Annotated in this window: 9 protein-coding genes, 1 tRNA gene and 1 pseudogene; 7 read left to right on the top strand and 4 right to left on the bottom strand. The window is 34.8% G+C overall.

All coding sequences use genetic code 11. The features are described from left to right. Nucleotides 1–403: 403 nt before the first annotated feature. Nucleotides 404–1,462, bottom strand: a complete 1,059-nt coding sequence (mutY, locus tag ACFIMG_RS04165; RefSeq protein ID WP_375678976.1) for an A/G-specific adenine glycosylase — start codon at nucleotides 1,460–1,462, stop codon at nucleotides 404–406. A 203-nt stretch (nucleotides 1,463–1,665) separates the two neighbouring features. On the opposite strand from mutY, the gene ACFIMG_RS04170 reads away from it, so the two are divergent. The 3 genes from ACFIMG_RS04170 (at nucleotide 1,666) to ppdK (ending at nucleotide 5,746) form a co-directional block, all read left to right on the top strand. Beyond that, nucleotides 1,666–2,166 carry a DUF721 domain-containing protein gene (locus ACFIMG_RS04170; RefSeq protein WP_375678977.1) on the top strand — a complete coding sequence of 167 codons (501 nt, stop codon included), beginning with the start codon at nucleotides 1,666–1,668 and terminating at the stop codon, nucleotides 2,164–2,166. A gap of 82 nt (nucleotides 2,167–2,248) precedes the next feature. After that, nucleotides 2,249–2,905 carry a DsbA family protein gene (locus tag ACFIMG_RS04175; protein ID WP_375611143.1) on the top strand — a complete coding sequence of 219 codons (657 nt, stop codon included), beginning with the start codon at nucleotides 2,249–2,251 and terminating at the stop codon, nucleotides 2,903–2,905. A 174-nt stretch (nucleotides 2,906–3,079) separates the two neighbouring features. Next, nucleotides 3,080–5,746 (top strand): pyruvate, phosphate dikinase, encoded by a 2,667-nt coding sequence (gene ppdK / locus ACFIMG_RS04180; RefSeq protein ID WP_375611144.1) that lies wholly within the window; start codon nucleotides 3,080–3,082, stop codon nucleotides 5,744–5,746. Between the two features lie 1,760 nt (nucleotides 5,747–7,506). Here ppdK and ACFIMG_RS04185 read toward each other — a convergent pair. Beyond that, nucleotides 7,507–8,340 (bottom strand): peptidoglycan-binding domain-containing protein, encoded by an 834-nt coding sequence (locus ACFIMG_RS04185; protein WP_375678978.1) that lies wholly within the window; start codon nucleotides 8,338–8,340, stop codon nucleotides 7,507–7,509. 1,050 nt (nucleotides 8,341–9,390) lie between these two features. On the opposite strand from ACFIMG_RS04185, the pseudogene ACFIMG_RS04190 reads away from it, so the two are divergent. Beyond that, a pseudogene (locus ACFIMG_RS04190) lies at nucleotides 9,391–9,766 on the top strand (DUF5330 domain-containing protein). Nucleotides 9,767–9,874: 108 nt separating this feature from the next. Beyond that, nucleotides 9,875–10,285, top strand: coding sequence for a SufE family protein (locus tag ACFIMG_RS04195; RefSeq protein WP_375611146.1), 411 nt, complete (start codon nucleotides 9,875–9,877; stop codon nucleotides 10,283–10,285). A gap of 98 nt (nucleotides 10,286–10,383) precedes the next feature. Here ACFIMG_RS04195 and ACFIMG_RS04200 read toward each other — a convergent pair whose 3' ends face one another. Then, entirely contained in the window at nucleotides 10,384–10,821 is a 438-nt protein-coding gene (locus ACFIMG_RS04200) for a MucR family transcriptional regulator (protein ID WP_012754848.1), read from the bottom strand. 856 nt (nucleotides 10,822–11,677) lie between these two features. Here ACFIMG_RS04200 and ACFIMG_RS04205 point away from each other — a divergent pair. After that, nucleotides 11,678–13,771, top strand: coding sequence for a S9 family peptidase (locus ACFIMG_RS04205; RefSeq protein ID WP_375678979.1), 2,094 nt, complete (start codon nucleotides 11,678–11,680; stop codon nucleotides 13,769–13,771). 82 nt (nucleotides 13,772–13,853) lie between these two features. On the opposite strand, the gene ACFIMG_RS04210 is transcribed toward ACFIMG_RS04205, so the two are convergent. Then, complete coding sequence (locus ACFIMG_RS04210) at nucleotides 13,854–14,456, bottom strand: superoxide dismutase (RefSeq protein ID WP_375678980.1); 603 nt, start codon at nucleotides 14,454–14,456, stop codon at nucleotides 13,854–13,856. 862 nt (nucleotides 14,457–15,318) lie between these two features. Here ACFIMG_RS04210 and ACFIMG_RS04215 point away from each other — a divergent pair. Then, nucleotides 15,319–15,393 (top strand) — tRNA-Gln (locus tag ACFIMG_RS04215). Nucleotides 15,394–15,584 lie beyond the last annotated feature (191 nt).

Here is a 15,584-nt window from a genome sequence, read left to right on the forward strand (position 1 = left end):
TTGAAATGCCCTCGGAATATCGTCAAGTTTTCTTATTTCAAATTTGTTCCATATTGAATCGATGAAAATTACTTTCTTGCATGTCATAAACGGGGTTGGCGTGTGAATAAAAATTGTTAACGAAAGAACTAAAAGTACCTCTTATAATCCGTTTCACGTACCAAGGGATGTTGAGGGGGCTGGTAAATATAACGATGGTGCTAACTTGCTCCGTCATAAGCGAAAAAAGGATAGATCCTGAAATTTAAATCTAAAGCTTCTAAGCGTTTCTATCCCTCCTTAATTTTTGTCTGTAGAAAAAATTGGTTATTTCATTTTTTAAAATTTTTCTTTTACAGATTAGTAAATGATCGCTAGAGATACAAAAGTCTCCATTAGAAAACATTTTTATGAGTAGGGAAGGTTATTTAAATCTAAAAGAATTGGGAAGTGCTACGGAAATGGCTTTTTTCATAACAGTAGGTATTGCTTCTTCGGCAAGATGTTGAATGTTACACCACCAACCATTTTCACAATTCATTTCATGAACATCTTCGGTATAGTAAACATCAAGTTTTAGAGAAAAGTGAGTAAAAACATGCGTAATTTGTCCTTTGAATTGCCAATTGGCAGTAAAGGGTGCGTTTTGTAGCCCATTTTCGTTGTTTATGCCAATATTGTTAGGAATTTGGGTCATTCCACCAAGGAGCTTTTGCGTCTGTCGTTTTTCCAAATAAATTTGTTTCTTTTTATTAAGGACCACAAAAGCAATACCTGTTTTTGAAGGGCGTTCTTTTTTAGGGGCTTTAACTGGAAAAGACTCCGGTTGTTGCATCTTTTCTGCTTTGCATAAACATTGAAGAGGGCAGGTATAACAAGATGGTTTGCGTGGAGTACAAATTGTTGCTCCCAAATCCATCATTGCTTGAGCAAAGTCACCAGGACGATTTAAAGCAGTAATTTTTTGTGTTTTTTCTTTAATTTCAACTTTTGCTTTTTGCAGTATTGAAGTGATAGCAAAAAGTCGCGCTACCACACGTTCGACATTACCATCAACCACTGCTACAGGGTGGTTAAAAGCAATCGCAGCAATGGCTGCGGCAGTATAATCTCCAATACCGGCTAGAGTTCGCAATTCTTTTACAGATTGTGGAAATTGTCCCGCGTAGTTTTCAACAAGCTGTCGCGCACATTTTTTAAGATTACGTGCGCGTGAATAATAACCAAGTCCAGCCCATGCTTTCATGATATCATCTTGGGAGGCTTTTGCTAAAGAGGAAAGATCAGGCCATAGTTTTAGAAACTTTTTAAAATAAGGCTTAACTGTTTCAACGGTTGTTTGTTGAAGCATGATTTCAGAAAGCCAAACTTGATAAGGATCAGGACGGATACCTTGTTTTTGCTTTTCGGGGGTAATCCGCCATGGAAGATGTCTGTGATTTTGATCGTACCAAGCAAGGAGGTGCGAAGAAATTTCATACATGATTGCTTTCAAGCATAGGGAGATATAAAATGCAAAAGAAAAAATTATTTATTTTATAATTCATGTTTTTTGCTCTTTTATTGTCAAGGCTCTGATGAGAAAAGGCTTTTTATTTTGTTGATATTTCATAAATTGAGGAGGCAACAATTTTTAGATGAAACAAATGATTTTAATTTAGTAAGCGGTTGAACAATGATCTAAAAATGAGAAAACAACTTAAAAAACGTATCTTTTATTCTCTTTCTGAGGCGGTATACAAAATACTTGATCCAGTTTTACGCAAACGGACAGGGCTTAATGTAGCGCTTATAGAACATTGGCCACAGATTGCGGGCTATGATATCAGTGAACATACAATGCCGCTTAAAATTATTTGGAAACGTCGTGCAGATCAAGATGAAGTTTTTCAGCCAGCAACACTTGTTGTCGCATGTGAAGGATTTGCTGCGTTAAAATTGATGCATGAAACAGAGGAATTACTTCATAGAATTAACGGATTTTTTGGCTATATTGCTATTGATCGCATCAAGATTGAGCAAAGGAGTATGTCGGTTTTTATGAATCACTTGCCTCTAAAACCGCCTTTGAGTGAACAAGACAAAAAATGCGTGGAAAAAATGCTTGAAGGAGTTGAAGATAAAAGTTTGCACCAAGCACTTTATCAACTTGGCTGTTGCATTTTTTTGGAAAAAAATAATAAATAGAAAGATATTTTATATATTTTTCTTTAATATATGAGAAAGCATTGGATTCCTATTCGTTAATAACAACAGAAAAGTATTATTTATGGTAAAATATCGTTCTTTTTTATCTTTCGGGATAATTTTTCTCTTCATAACGATTGTACAAAACAGTGTAACAGTTGCTTTAGCGCGTGATCCCAAATCAGTGGCAACTGTTGATATGGCAGAGCTTCTCCAGTCGGGTAAAGTAAAGGATCGCTTTGAGGGAGAGGCGGATGCACCAGTCGTCATTGTTGAGTATGCTTCGTTGACATGTACCCATTGTGCGCATTTTTATAATGATATACTTCCCCAAATTCGTAAAAAATATATCAAAACAGGAAAAGTAAAACTTATTTTCCGAGAATATGCTTTTGATCCTCGGGCAACAGCAGGTTTTATGTTGGCACGGTGTGCACCGGAAGATCGCTATTTTCCTTTGATAGAAGTTTTATTTCAAAAACAAAATGAATGGGCTTTCGGAAAAAATGCTCTAACACCATTGAAGAAAATTGGCTTAATGGCTGGTTTTACAGATGAAAGTTTTACTGCGTGTTTGAAAAATCAGTCCATTTTAGATGAAGTAAATGCATCTTTTGAACGCGGTAAAGAGCTTGGTGTCACAGCAACACCTACTTTCTTTATTAATGGTAGTAAATATGAAGGTGCCATGAAAGTAGAAGAATTTTTTTCGGTGATTGATAGTTTTCTAAAAAACTGAATCTTAATCTTCCAGAAGATGGATAGTGATACTTTTGGTCATTATCTCTTTTGGAAGGATTAATATTATGCATTTATGAAGCGATATCGTTGAGCCAATTTTGAATCAAATCATTGCTTTTAAGTGAGCCTGGGTTGAATGATGTTTTGAAGCTGATATGGGAGGATTTGTACAGTGAAAAAATGGGTTTATAGTTTTGGAGATGGAAAGGCAGAAGGAAGTGCAAGTGAGCGTAACCTTCTCGGAGGTAAAGGGGCTAATTTGGCAGAAATGAGTAATCTTGGTTTGCCCGTACCACCCGGATTTACGCTGACAACAGAAGTTTGTAATTTTTATTATGCCCATGACAAATCATATCCAGAAGAGCTACAGGAATCTGTTAAGCAAGCACTAAGATACGTTGCTGAACAAACAGGACGTGAATTTGGGAATGAACAAAGACCACTTTTGCTGTCTGTTCGTTCAGGGGCTAGGGCTTCTATGCCAGGGATGATGGATACAGTGCTGAACCTTGGCATGAATGATAAAACTGTAAAAGCAATTGCTTTACAAGCCAATAATGAACGTTTTGCTTATGATAGTTATCGGCGTTTTATCCAAATGTATTCTAACGTTGTTTTGGGGCTAGACCATTCGTATTTTGAAGAGATTCTTGATGAAGTAAAAGCATGCAATGGTTACACTATTGATACAGAAATGACAGCAGATGATTGGAAGAATGTTATTATTTCTTATAAAGCCTATGTTGAAGAAAAATTAGGAACCCCTTTTCCACAAGATCCTGAACAACAGTTATGGGGGGCGATTGGAGCCGTTTTTTCAAGTTGGATGACAGCACGTGCAGTTACTTATCGCCGTTTACATAGCATTCCTGAAAGTTGGGGAACGGCAGTTAATGTGCAAGCTATGGTTTTTGGTAACATGGGAGAAGATTCGGCAACGGGCGTTGCTTTTACACGCAATCCATCGACAGGGAAAAAAGAACTTTATGGTGAGTTTTTAGTTAATGCGCAAGGGGAAGATGTTGTGGCGGGCATTCGAACGCCTCAAAATATTACAGAAAATGCGCGTATTGTTGCTGGTTCAAATAGACCGTCGTTAGAAAAAATTATGCCTGAGGCTTTTTTGAAATTATGTCAGATTGCGCAGAATCTTGAGCAGCATTATCGGGATATGCAAGATCTCGAATTTACCATTGAAAAAGGTAAATTATGGATGCTTCAGACTCGTTCAGGAAAACGCACGGCTCGTGCGGCTCTCAAGATGGCAATTGAAATGGTTGAGGAGGGGTTAATAAACCGTGAAGAGGCTGTGATGCGTATTGATGCAAAGTCGCTTGACCAACTTTTGCATCCAACACTTGATCCCAAAGCAGAACGTTTTGTTATAGGACGTGGTTTACCTGCTTCTCCTGGAGCCGCAACTGGTGAAATTGTTTTTACTTCAGAAGAGGCAGAAACTGTGTCGGCGGAAGGTCGCAAAGTTATTTTGGTCCGGGTAGAAACAAGCCCAGAAGATATTCATGGTATGCATGCTGCAGAAGGAATTTTAACAACGCGTGGCGGTATGACAAGTCACGCTGCTGTTGTTGCGCGGGGGATGGGAAAACCATGTATTTCTGGTGCTGGCAGTGTGCGGATTGATTATAACACAAATACATTGTTTGCCTCAGGAGAAAGCCTAAAAAAAGGTGATGTTATCACAATTGATGGTGGAAGTGGAGAAATTTTCAAAGGGAAAGTTGCAATGTTGCAGCCTCAGCTTTGCGGAGACTTTGCAAAATTAATGGAATGGGCTGATGGGATGCGACGTATAAGAGTTCGAGCTAATGCTGATACACCATCTGATGCCCGTATGGGGCGATCTTTTGGGGCTGAAGGTATAGGTCTTTGCCGTACGGAGCATATGTTTTTTTCTGATGAACGTATCGTTGCTATGCGTGAAATGATTTTAAGTCATGATGAAAGTGGTCGTCGTAAAGCACTAGATAAGCTGTTGCCAATGCAGCGTTCAGATTTTAGTGAATTATTTGAAATTATGTGTGGTTTACCTGTTACTATCCGCTTGCTAGATCCACCATTACATGAATTTTTGCCTAAAACAAAAGCAGAAATTCTTGATGTTGCAACAGCTATGGGTGTTTCTGCTGAAGTGCTTGCTGAACGCACTCAGCAGTTGCACGAATTTAATCCTATGCTTGGATTACGAGGATGCCGTTTAGCTATTACTTATCCTGAAATTGCAGAAATGCAAGCGCGGGCGATTTTTGAAGCAGCAGCAGAAGCTGCCCAAAAATCTGGATCTCCTGTTATGCTTGAAATTATGGTGCCACTGGTTGCACTAAAATCTGAACTCGATTTTGTGAAAGCGCGTATTGATCAGGTTGCTGAGGAAGTGATGAAAGAAAAGGGAAGCACTATTCAATATATGGTTGGGACGATGATTGAACTTCCAAGAGCGGCGCTTCGAGCAGATGAAATTGCTGAAACTGCTGAATTTTTTTCATTTGGAACAAACGATTTGACACAAACTACTTTTGGGATTTCCCGTGATGATGCAGCTCCTTTTTTGGCAACCTATTTTCAAAAAGGTCTTTTAGAGCAAGATCCTTTTGTGTCTATTGACCGTGATGGAGTAGGGGAACTTATTACCATTGCTGCACAGCGTGGACGCTCAAAGCGTGCAAAAATAAAATTGGGAATTTGCGGTGAACATGGAGGCGATCCTGCCTCTATTGCTTTATGCGAAGAAAATAACCTAGATTATGTTTCGTGTTCTCCTTTTCGAGTGCCAATTGCTCGTTTAGCAGCAGCTCAGGCCGCAATAGCAAAAAGGATGTAATGGGTTAATATTTTTTGTTGTATCGTTATTACTGAAATAAATTTTTATATATTCTTTTATTTTCTTTAATAAAGGGAATAAAAATGCTTCTAAAATGCACGATAAGTTGTGTTACGCGAGAAAGTGTTTTTTTAGAGGTTTATGAGAGAAAATATAAAGCACAGGATAGACAAAGATGTATTATTAATGCACTTTTTATTGGCGAACCTCTTGATAGAGAGAAACGTGTTATTGTGCAGTCAATTTACGCGTTTGCTTTTTTATAGGGGAATGAGCTCCTCACGCAAAATAGAATGCTGCAAACAAATGCATTTTTTTTGCACATAATGCTGTTTGAGATAGACATTTCTCAATGGATGCCCCATTTTACATTGATATTCGTGGAATGGGGATTATGTAAAACTCCCCGTAAGTTTATAAAAATCTTCCCAAAATTTATAAACTCCATTATGCACTCCCATCTTTACATTTATAAAGGAATATCAAAGTTACACAATCTATTGATTTATAAAGATAATTTTTTATTTCTCATATTGAATGAAAGCTGTAAATATCATAAGATCTTCTTATTTCGACTTCTTTTATAATGAATCAATCAAAACCATGTTTTTTGTATGTTACAGGCGGGATGAGCGTCTGTAGGTAAAAAAATAAAGCAAGGATATGCCTCTTATGAAACGTCTCAAGTGTCAAGAGCTGTCACAAATTGAAGGTAGGTACAGTGTGTAATGGTGCCGGCTTGCTTCTTGACAAAAAGCGTAAAGATGATGCGCGGCGCGCGTGCAGTGGGACTACTATTATTATTCACGGGCGTTGTTGCGAAGTGGTCTTGGGTGCTTTAGAGATGTTTTTTAAGAAAGCCCGTGAATGGCAATCCAAGTATATTCCGTTTGGGACATTTTGTTTTAGGTGAGGGCGAGTGAGACCAAAAAGACATGTGATAAATAAGAGCATGAGGCAATAGGTAATCTCCGTTATTTTAAAGATATTGCTTTAGATGTCTTTGAAAGGCGTAAAGCTAAATTAAAAGGAAATGACAAAGATGAAAACTGGTTTTTACCTTAAATTTTCATATTTTTCCCAAATTAGGCTGTTTTCCTATTTTAAGAGATTATACAAACAGAGATGCGCAATATTCTTGCCTCCATTTGGCATATAAAAGCTATAACAGCTGAGAGAAGTACTAAACTGTCTTAACATTTTTTTCAAACATACTGCTGCGGTAAGTTTGGATGTTGATTTATAGGCAATACTAAACGCACACGCTCTCTTAAGAAGACAATGTCATAAAACACATAACTTTCCAGCAATAGATTGGAGAGAAGTGCCGGTTTTTTACCAGACACTTTGCAAAACAACAACCATAACACAATTAGCTTTACGTCTACTTATCCTTACAGGTGTTTGCACAAATTCTTTGCATCATATTTATAAAGATCAAATTGACGATAATATATGGACAATTCGTGGTTCGATAATATGAAAGGTTTACGTGATACTACAAAAATTTCGTGTCCTTTTATCATCAGAGGCAATAAAAATGCTAGAACAAGCGCGTTTGCTATTTTGCAATATTCTTTTTTCTGCAATCGGTTGTGGTTTTTTTGAAGCAAATTATACGGCTCAATATGTAATGTGTAAGAAAACCATTCTGATTGATTGAAAATAAGAGGGCTTGAGATGAAGGAATGTTTGAGGGGAGCATTAAACAAACGAAAGATGAATTATCATTATAAATTAAGAGATTATTATGATTAGCTTCAATTTAATAAACCAATTTCACGCATTTTCATTAAAATTGTGTGATTAATTTTACCTGTTACAGGAAGATCAAATATTTTTTGAAACTGTTTTAAGGCTTCTATCGTCTTTTGATCTTCTATTCCTGTGACAATAACCTCCTCATTCCCAAAAATATGTAAAGCTTTTTGCACTTGTATAATATCTTCAACAGAAGGCTCTAAAATAGCTTCTTTTAAGTGTGTCATATTTTTTGTATTGTTTGTTTCTATTTCGCTTTGCTTAATTAATAGCGCGATTTCATCTGCTGCGGGATTAGATAGAACATTCTTTTGCATTCTCTGAGCAGTTTGCTGTTTCCATAAAGTGATGGCTCGGCGTGTTTTAGGTCCTTCCAGTCCATCTAATGGTCCATCATAAAGTCCTAATTTTGCTAGTTCTTTTTGCTTTTCCAGCATGCTTGCTGATTGAGAGGGTAAAGGTGAATTTGTGTGCTTATGACTTTGAGAATGTACAGAAGTTACACGGGAGAGTTCTTGTGATTTTTCTTCTTTTTCCGATAAAGTAGAGCTCTTACCTATACTTTGAACAGAGGAAAATTTCATTTGAGTTAAAATATTTTGATGCGTTGTCATTTGCGAAAATAAAGCATTAAATGAAATAAATAAAAAACTAATGCTAAAAAGAAGAGATCCAACAAAAAATAAAGTATTTTTTCGTGTATAGAAATACAGAGTTTTTGCACTCCAAAAAATAAAATGAAAAGTTATAAGAAGAAGTGTTATAACAATACTACTATAGTATTTACGGTATTTTACAGTTTTTTTTCGGTAGGTTTTTCGTTTTGTTGCCATTACTTTTATTTTCAGTTGCGTTTATTTTTTACAAAGAAACAAATATAAATTAGGAAACGAATATGAATCAGTTCTTACTTCCAGCCAGAGAGAAGTGCATTGACATTATTGATTTTTCCTTTCAAACTCCTAAAATGAGCGGCTTCATTATATCAATTTATAAGTTGATAAATCAACAAGAGTTCTTATCAACGTTTATTCATTTTATTTTATACAAATCTTTAATGTGTATAAAGAGAGCACCAAATGATTAGCATTCAAGATCATTTTGGTGTTTGCAAACTGCATTATCACATATAATTATCTAAACAATAATGCCACGTTATTCTTCATTTTGGGGCATATGTTTGCCTATTATTTAAAATAAAATTGAAAATATTTGCCTATAACGCTAAAAAGATGACAATCATTATCTATTCTTTATAATTTACATATAGATGGTTACTTATCCATAAACGGTTTGGTAATAATAATTATCTCTTAATATTATTATATTTTGGTATAAATTCCTTCTATTAAATAATTTTCATAAGTATTAATTAAATTGATGTTTACAATGTTATAGAAAAAACTGGCTTGAGATGTAATCATAAGAGATGTAGTTATTTTTTGATGTTTTTATTGACAGGTTGACTATTTTCATAACATTCCAGTAAAAATTTTATAGATAATATAAATATTTTATCGACACTAGAGTCAGAATAACAGAGTTTACTCTTTTTAGCTTTTTCAACTAAGCTAAGATGGTGGACTATTATTTAAAATAATTATGTACACAACACGATTATCTCTCTCATTTTTTATCATAGTATGTTCATTAACATGACCAGCTTGTAAGTGTATAATTTTGATGTTAATTTTTTACTGAATAGACAATGTATCCCATTTTATACAGCGGAATTGTGCCATATTTATAAAAAAGCCAATGATATAGATCCAATACATGAATACTCAATTTTATAAAAAGCACATTTTATAAATTGTTTATAAAGCAACAGTATATAAAATGCTTCTTTTATTGTATTTACCACTGCGGTACATTGATTGTCCATGATACGTTTTTTAATCAAATTATCATTTTTTTTATTTTTTATTTTTGTCATTATTTCATTTTTTGTAGCAGATCCAAGCAGTAACCATTCTTCTAGCCCCCAAAATAATGAGACAACAACGAGCGATGTGATTATTGCTTTTAAGGAAGCCTTAAATGACTTAGGCGCATTTTGTGACCGTAATATAAAAACCTGCAAAGTAGGAAAATCCTTTTTAAGTTCACTTGGCGAGCGCGCATATTACGGTGCAAGAGCTGCTTATGAATATTTAGGGAACATATTAGGAAACAAAAATGATATCAGAGACTTCCCCTAATGTTTCTTACAAAATCGAAATACAAGAGTTCTTACAAAACCATGCAATGTTATCTTGAAATAAGGTTTTTTAACGTTCTTCGTGTTATTTATGTTAGGAAGAATAAATATTTATTTTTTATAAGTGTATTCAAGAATGATTATTCAAACGAAACAGGACTAAAATAATGGCGGAAACAATCGGTAATATTATAGAGAACTTTTCGCTTTTGGATAATTGGGAAGATCGTTATCGTTATGTCATCGAGCTTGGCTATGAATTGCCACCTTTTCCAGAAAGCGCTCGAAACGATGCTCACAAAGTTCCTGGTTGTGTTAGCCAAGTGTGGCTTTTATCTTCACGTAATAACTCAAAAGATCCAATATTGACGTTTCAAGGTGATTCCGATGCTCATATTGTGCGTGGACTCATTTACATACTTCTTGCTTTTTATTCAGGCAAAAAAGCTTCTGAAATTCGCAATTCTGATGCTCAAGAGCTCTTTGAAAAACTTGGTTTAAATGAAAATCTTACACCACAACGATCAAATGGTTTGAAATCAATGATTAAACGGATTCGTAACGAAAGCTATATGTAATCCCCTTGGTAGAAATTGCTATATATACAAAAGCTTCACACAAAACATGTATACTAAAATCAACTTTATGCACGAAACCATTTTTTCGCAAAATAAGATTATTTAGTTTTTTTCCGTTTGCTTTTGCGTCCAAGCCCCATTTCTTTGGCCAAAGCCGATCGTGTTTTTGCATAATTAGGCGCCACCATAGGATAAGAACTATCTAACTGCCATTTTTCACGATATTCCTCTGGCAACATTCCATAATGTGTCATGAGATGACGCTTTAGAGATTTAAACTTCTTTCCATCTTCAAGGCAAATGAGATAATCAGGAAATACTGAACGCTTCGGATTAACGGCAGGCCTTTGTTTTTCAACTTCGACTTCTGTTAACTCTAGATTCCCTGCTTTACGAAAAGCAGCATGGACATCAGCAATTAAACTTGGCACTTCAGTCGGTCGAATAGAATTATTACTCACGTAGGCAGCAACAATATCAGCAACCAATGTAATAACTAAATTGCTTTCAGTCTCTAAGACTGCACGATGTTCCATTCTTGTTTCCTTTAATTTAAAATTGAGTAATTCAAAATCGAGATATAGTGCATATACTCATGATATAAAGATCTCATGCACATGAGTTTCATATTGTACAAAAATCTTTTTTGTCAATTCAATTATTCTATAAAATTGCCAAAACACAAAAAAATCAAATAAATACCTATTTTTTGTCATAATATACAATAAGAAAAACGAAATTATTACATGCTAAAATATATTTTTACCCTATAACATATCATACATAATATATAATACATCACAAATATAAAAAAATATATGATAAAATTTATTTATTTTTTTTGAGAACGTAAAAATAAAATTACTAATTATAAAAATATAATATATAAATTATTATATTTTATTTTGAATACTTATAGTTTAGTAAGTTTATGTTTAATAAGTTTTAAATTTGTTTTTATTGTTTATATTTATAAAATTTAATAATAAAAAACATGATATATTATAATTATGACATAATGGTATTATTTAATAATATAAAACTATTCATTAAAAGGAGAGAGGACATTTTTATTTTTTATACAGTAATAATAATATTTTAGATATATTTATTCCTTTCTGTAAAATTATGCGATTATACTGTTTCAAAAAAAATCAATTCTTTTTCTAATAGTTTAATTGTTTTACCAGTCACTTTCATTATAAAAGTGGTGTTATATCCCTAGAAAACAATAGCTGTGATATGTAATGAACAGAAAGGTATTAGTTTTAAAAATTATCATGGTGCTATTTTTGCAAGTGAATAGAACTTATAGGTTTTTACACTTGCATCAATCATTGTGATTCTAACATATAAACGAAGCTATTAACATATTTTAATATAGGATTGTGTATGACTCGCACTTTTGCAATTCCTCCCAAAGCATCTAGAATCACTCATAAGGAAATATATCATGGTATTTTTCGTGATGATCCCTATCATTGGCTACGTGCGTCTAACTGGCAAGATGTTTTGAAAGATCCTAACTGTCTTGATCCCAATATTCGACATTATCTTGAAAAAGAAAATGCTTATCAATCAGCTCAAATGGCTGATACAAAACCATTACGAGATTTGCTTTTTACCGAAATGAAAAACAGGATCCAAGAGAATGATAGTTCTGTTCCTATAAAACATGGTCCTTTTGCTTACGGATTCTCTTATGTTACCGGAGGTCAACAACCACATTATTTTCGGACACCAAGGAATGGCGGAGAAAAAAACGTGTACCTTAATGGTGATGTCTTGGCAGAAGGCAAAGAATATTTTAAATTTGGTTCAGTTCAAGAATCTCCTGACCATACACATGTGGTATGGACCTATGATGACAAAGGATCAGAGTTCTATACAGCTAAAATTCGTAATTTTGAGACATTGTCTGACTGTATGGACACAATTACTGATACATCTGGTCAAATTGTATGGGATGCTAGATCTGAAGGTTTTTTCTATACTAAGATGGATAAAAACCACCGACCTTCAGAGCTCTATTATCACCAATTAAACACAGATCAATCACAAGATAAGCTTATTTTTCGTGAAGACAATCCAGGTTTTTTCTTAGATGTAAGCGGTTCTAAGCTTAATGATGTTATTTATATTAATATTCATGATCATGAAACATCCGAGATCTGGTTAATTCCTGCTGAGGCGCCTTTTACTATTCCCCAATGTGTACGGAAACGACAAAAAGGTATTGAATATTCACTTACAGAAGGTGGTGATGTCTTTTATATTCTGACCAATTTAGATAATGCAAAAGATTTCAAAATTATGGTAGCGCCATATACATCTCCACAATCAGAAAATTGGTCTGAGTTTGTTCCACATCAGCTTGGGTGCCTAATATTATCCCATGATACTTATCAAGATTTTCTTGTCTGGATCGAACGTTTTGAGGGGCTTCCACGTATAAAAGTAATGGAACGTACCACTAAACAAGTTAATTCCATCGCTTTTACTGAAGAGGCTTATTCTTTAGGTCTGCAAGGAGTTGCAGAATATAACAGTCCAACTATTCGTTTTTCCTATTCGTCTATGACAACACCTGATCAAGTGTTTGATTATGAGATGAAAAATTGTAAACGAATGCTTTTAAAAACGCAAATAATTCCCTCTGGGCATAATAAAGATGCATATGTAACACGACGGATTACAGCAATAGCAGACGATGGTGAGAAGATTCCTATTTCACTTTTTTACCACAAAAACACTCCCCTTGATGGTGGTGCACCTTGTCTGCTTTACGGTTATGGTGCTTATGGGATTTCTATTCCTGCCAGTTTCAATAGTAATGTACTTTCTCTAGTAAACAGAGGTTTTATTTACGCTATTGCTCATATTCGCGGAGGAAAAGAAAAGGGAGTAGGGTGGTATGAGAAAGGAAAACATCTCTTTAAGCACAATACATTTACAGATTTTATTGCTTGTGGGCGTTACCTTGTAAACAATAAATTCACTTCTCACGATCGGCTGATTGCTCATGGTGGTTCAGCAGGGGGGATGTTGATGGGAGCCATTGCCAATATAGCTCCCCGGGATTTTGCTGGGATCGTAGCGAATGTGCCTTTTGTTGATGTTTTAGCGACAATGTTAGATGCTTCATTGCCACTCACACCTCCAGAATGGGCCGAATGGGGGAACCCTCTTGAATCGGAAGAAGATTATAAGCTTATTGCTTCCTATTCCCCTTACGATAATGTCAAAGCTCAAAACTATCCCCCTATACTTGTGATGGCAGGATTAACAGATCCTCGTGTAACTTACTGGGAGCCTGCAAAATGGGTGGCAAAATTACGAGACCTAAAAACAGACGATAATGCAATTTTATTACGTATTAATATGGATTCAGGGCACGCTGGTGCAGCTGGACGGTTTTCAAAGCTAGAAGAAGTTGCCTATATCTATGCATATATTCTAAAGATAGCAGGAAAAGACTTTTGCTAATCCATAATATCTCTGTATGAAAGTCTCCGATAATTTATTGGATTATAGAGACTTTCATACACTAAAAAATTATTGAGACAGTTTAAAATTCACATTCTTCATAAAGTTCCAAAACATAGTCCCAATTAATTAAATGGTCTACAAAGGATTCGAGGTACTTCGGTCGAGCATTGCGGTAATCAATGTAATAGGAATGTTCCCATACATCGACACCCAAAATAGGGCGAGCATTGTGCACTAAGGGATTTTCACCATTAGGCGTTTTCATAATTTCAAGCTTGCCATCTTTAACAGCAACCCACGCCCATCCAGAACCAAATTGGGCACTAGCAGCAGCAATAAAATCAGCGCGGAATTTGTCGTAACCACCTAGATTAGCGTCAATAGCTTTTGCTAACTTTTCAGGAAGTTTTTGGCCACCACCATTTTTTTTCATCCAAAGCCAAAAGTGGTTATGATTGTAATACTGCGCTGCATTATTAAACAAACCAATATTTTTTCCAAAACTTTTTTTAACAATATCTTCAAGGCTTTCATTTTCTAAGCCTAACTCTTTCACAAAATTATTGGTGTTGGTAAGATAAGCAAGGTGATGCTTATCATGATGATATTCAAGCGTTTCGCGTGACATATAAGGCGAAAGGGCATCGTAATCATAAGGCAACGGGGGCAATTCAAAAGCCATTTAAAAATCTCCTCGATTCTAATTGTTAAGCTTATTTCATAAGCCTAATTTGCCATTTACCGAATTTAAAAGCAAATGTTGAATACCTAGTTTGTATGAAATTAGTTTTAATGTCTCTCTTTTTGTAAAAGAAGCTTTTAGGAAATGTATATTCATCAATCAAAAAGGGTATTGGTCTACATAAAGATTGCTTCTGAAGATTTTTTACATCTATGAGCGGGTAATAAATATCATTATCTTTTGAATAAAAAGTAAATGGAAATAGCGATTATTCCTTGTTTTGGTATCTCTATTTTTTCAAATGCCATATAAAATGTTTTTAATTTTTGCAAAACTCTTTTAGAGTACTAGTGTATCATAATGTTTTCAAAAGAATATTAAGTGTTATTTTTCAATGTGCTTGATTTCATTTTATGGTGCTACCCATGAATAATATAATGTAAAAATTAGTGGACATTACCATCTTTATGCTTAATGCAAGAGCACAGCAGCACTATCATACACTTACCGGTTGCCAATGTGGTGACAGCTTTTTTCTTAAATTGAGCAAGATGGGATTTTAATATATCAAGAAAAGTAAATCATATGCAAATTTATTAGATACATGAGTAAACTGCAAGATTTTCATTTTATGTTCCTAGAAAATCAATACAAAGAGCAAAATAATTGATGGATAAATGGTTCCTTCTTATGTTAAAATCACAACTGTATATCAGTTTCTGCTACGAATTTGTATCGATGGCAATGCCATACAAGACTCAGAAATTTTATGATAAAAAAGTAAGGTCTTTGATTTTCAAATATTGCGTTCAATCACAGGAATCGCTATAAGGTGCAAGAGTTGCTATAAAGCGTGTTTTTTTGGGGTATAGCCAAGCGGTAAGGCACCGGTTTTTGGTACCGGCATTCCCTGGTTCGAATCCAGGTACCCCAGCCAATTCTAGTGAAATTAGTTAATCAAAGTTCAGCTTGAGAGTGGATTAGCCTCCTTAACCATCTATTGCTATTCATAGAAAGTCTGGTAAGTTAAAAAACACCTATTTGTAGCGGGGCAGCTCTAAATATGGTAAAGTTTTCTTTTACTATAGCTATCGCTTAAAGAGCTCTTTTAAAAGATTCTTTTCTATA

Source organism: Bartonella sp. AP11XZML, from assembly GCF_042196445.1.
Taxonomy (GTDB): Bacteria; Pseudomonadota; Alphaproteobacteria; order Rhizobiales; family Rhizobiaceae; genus Bartonella.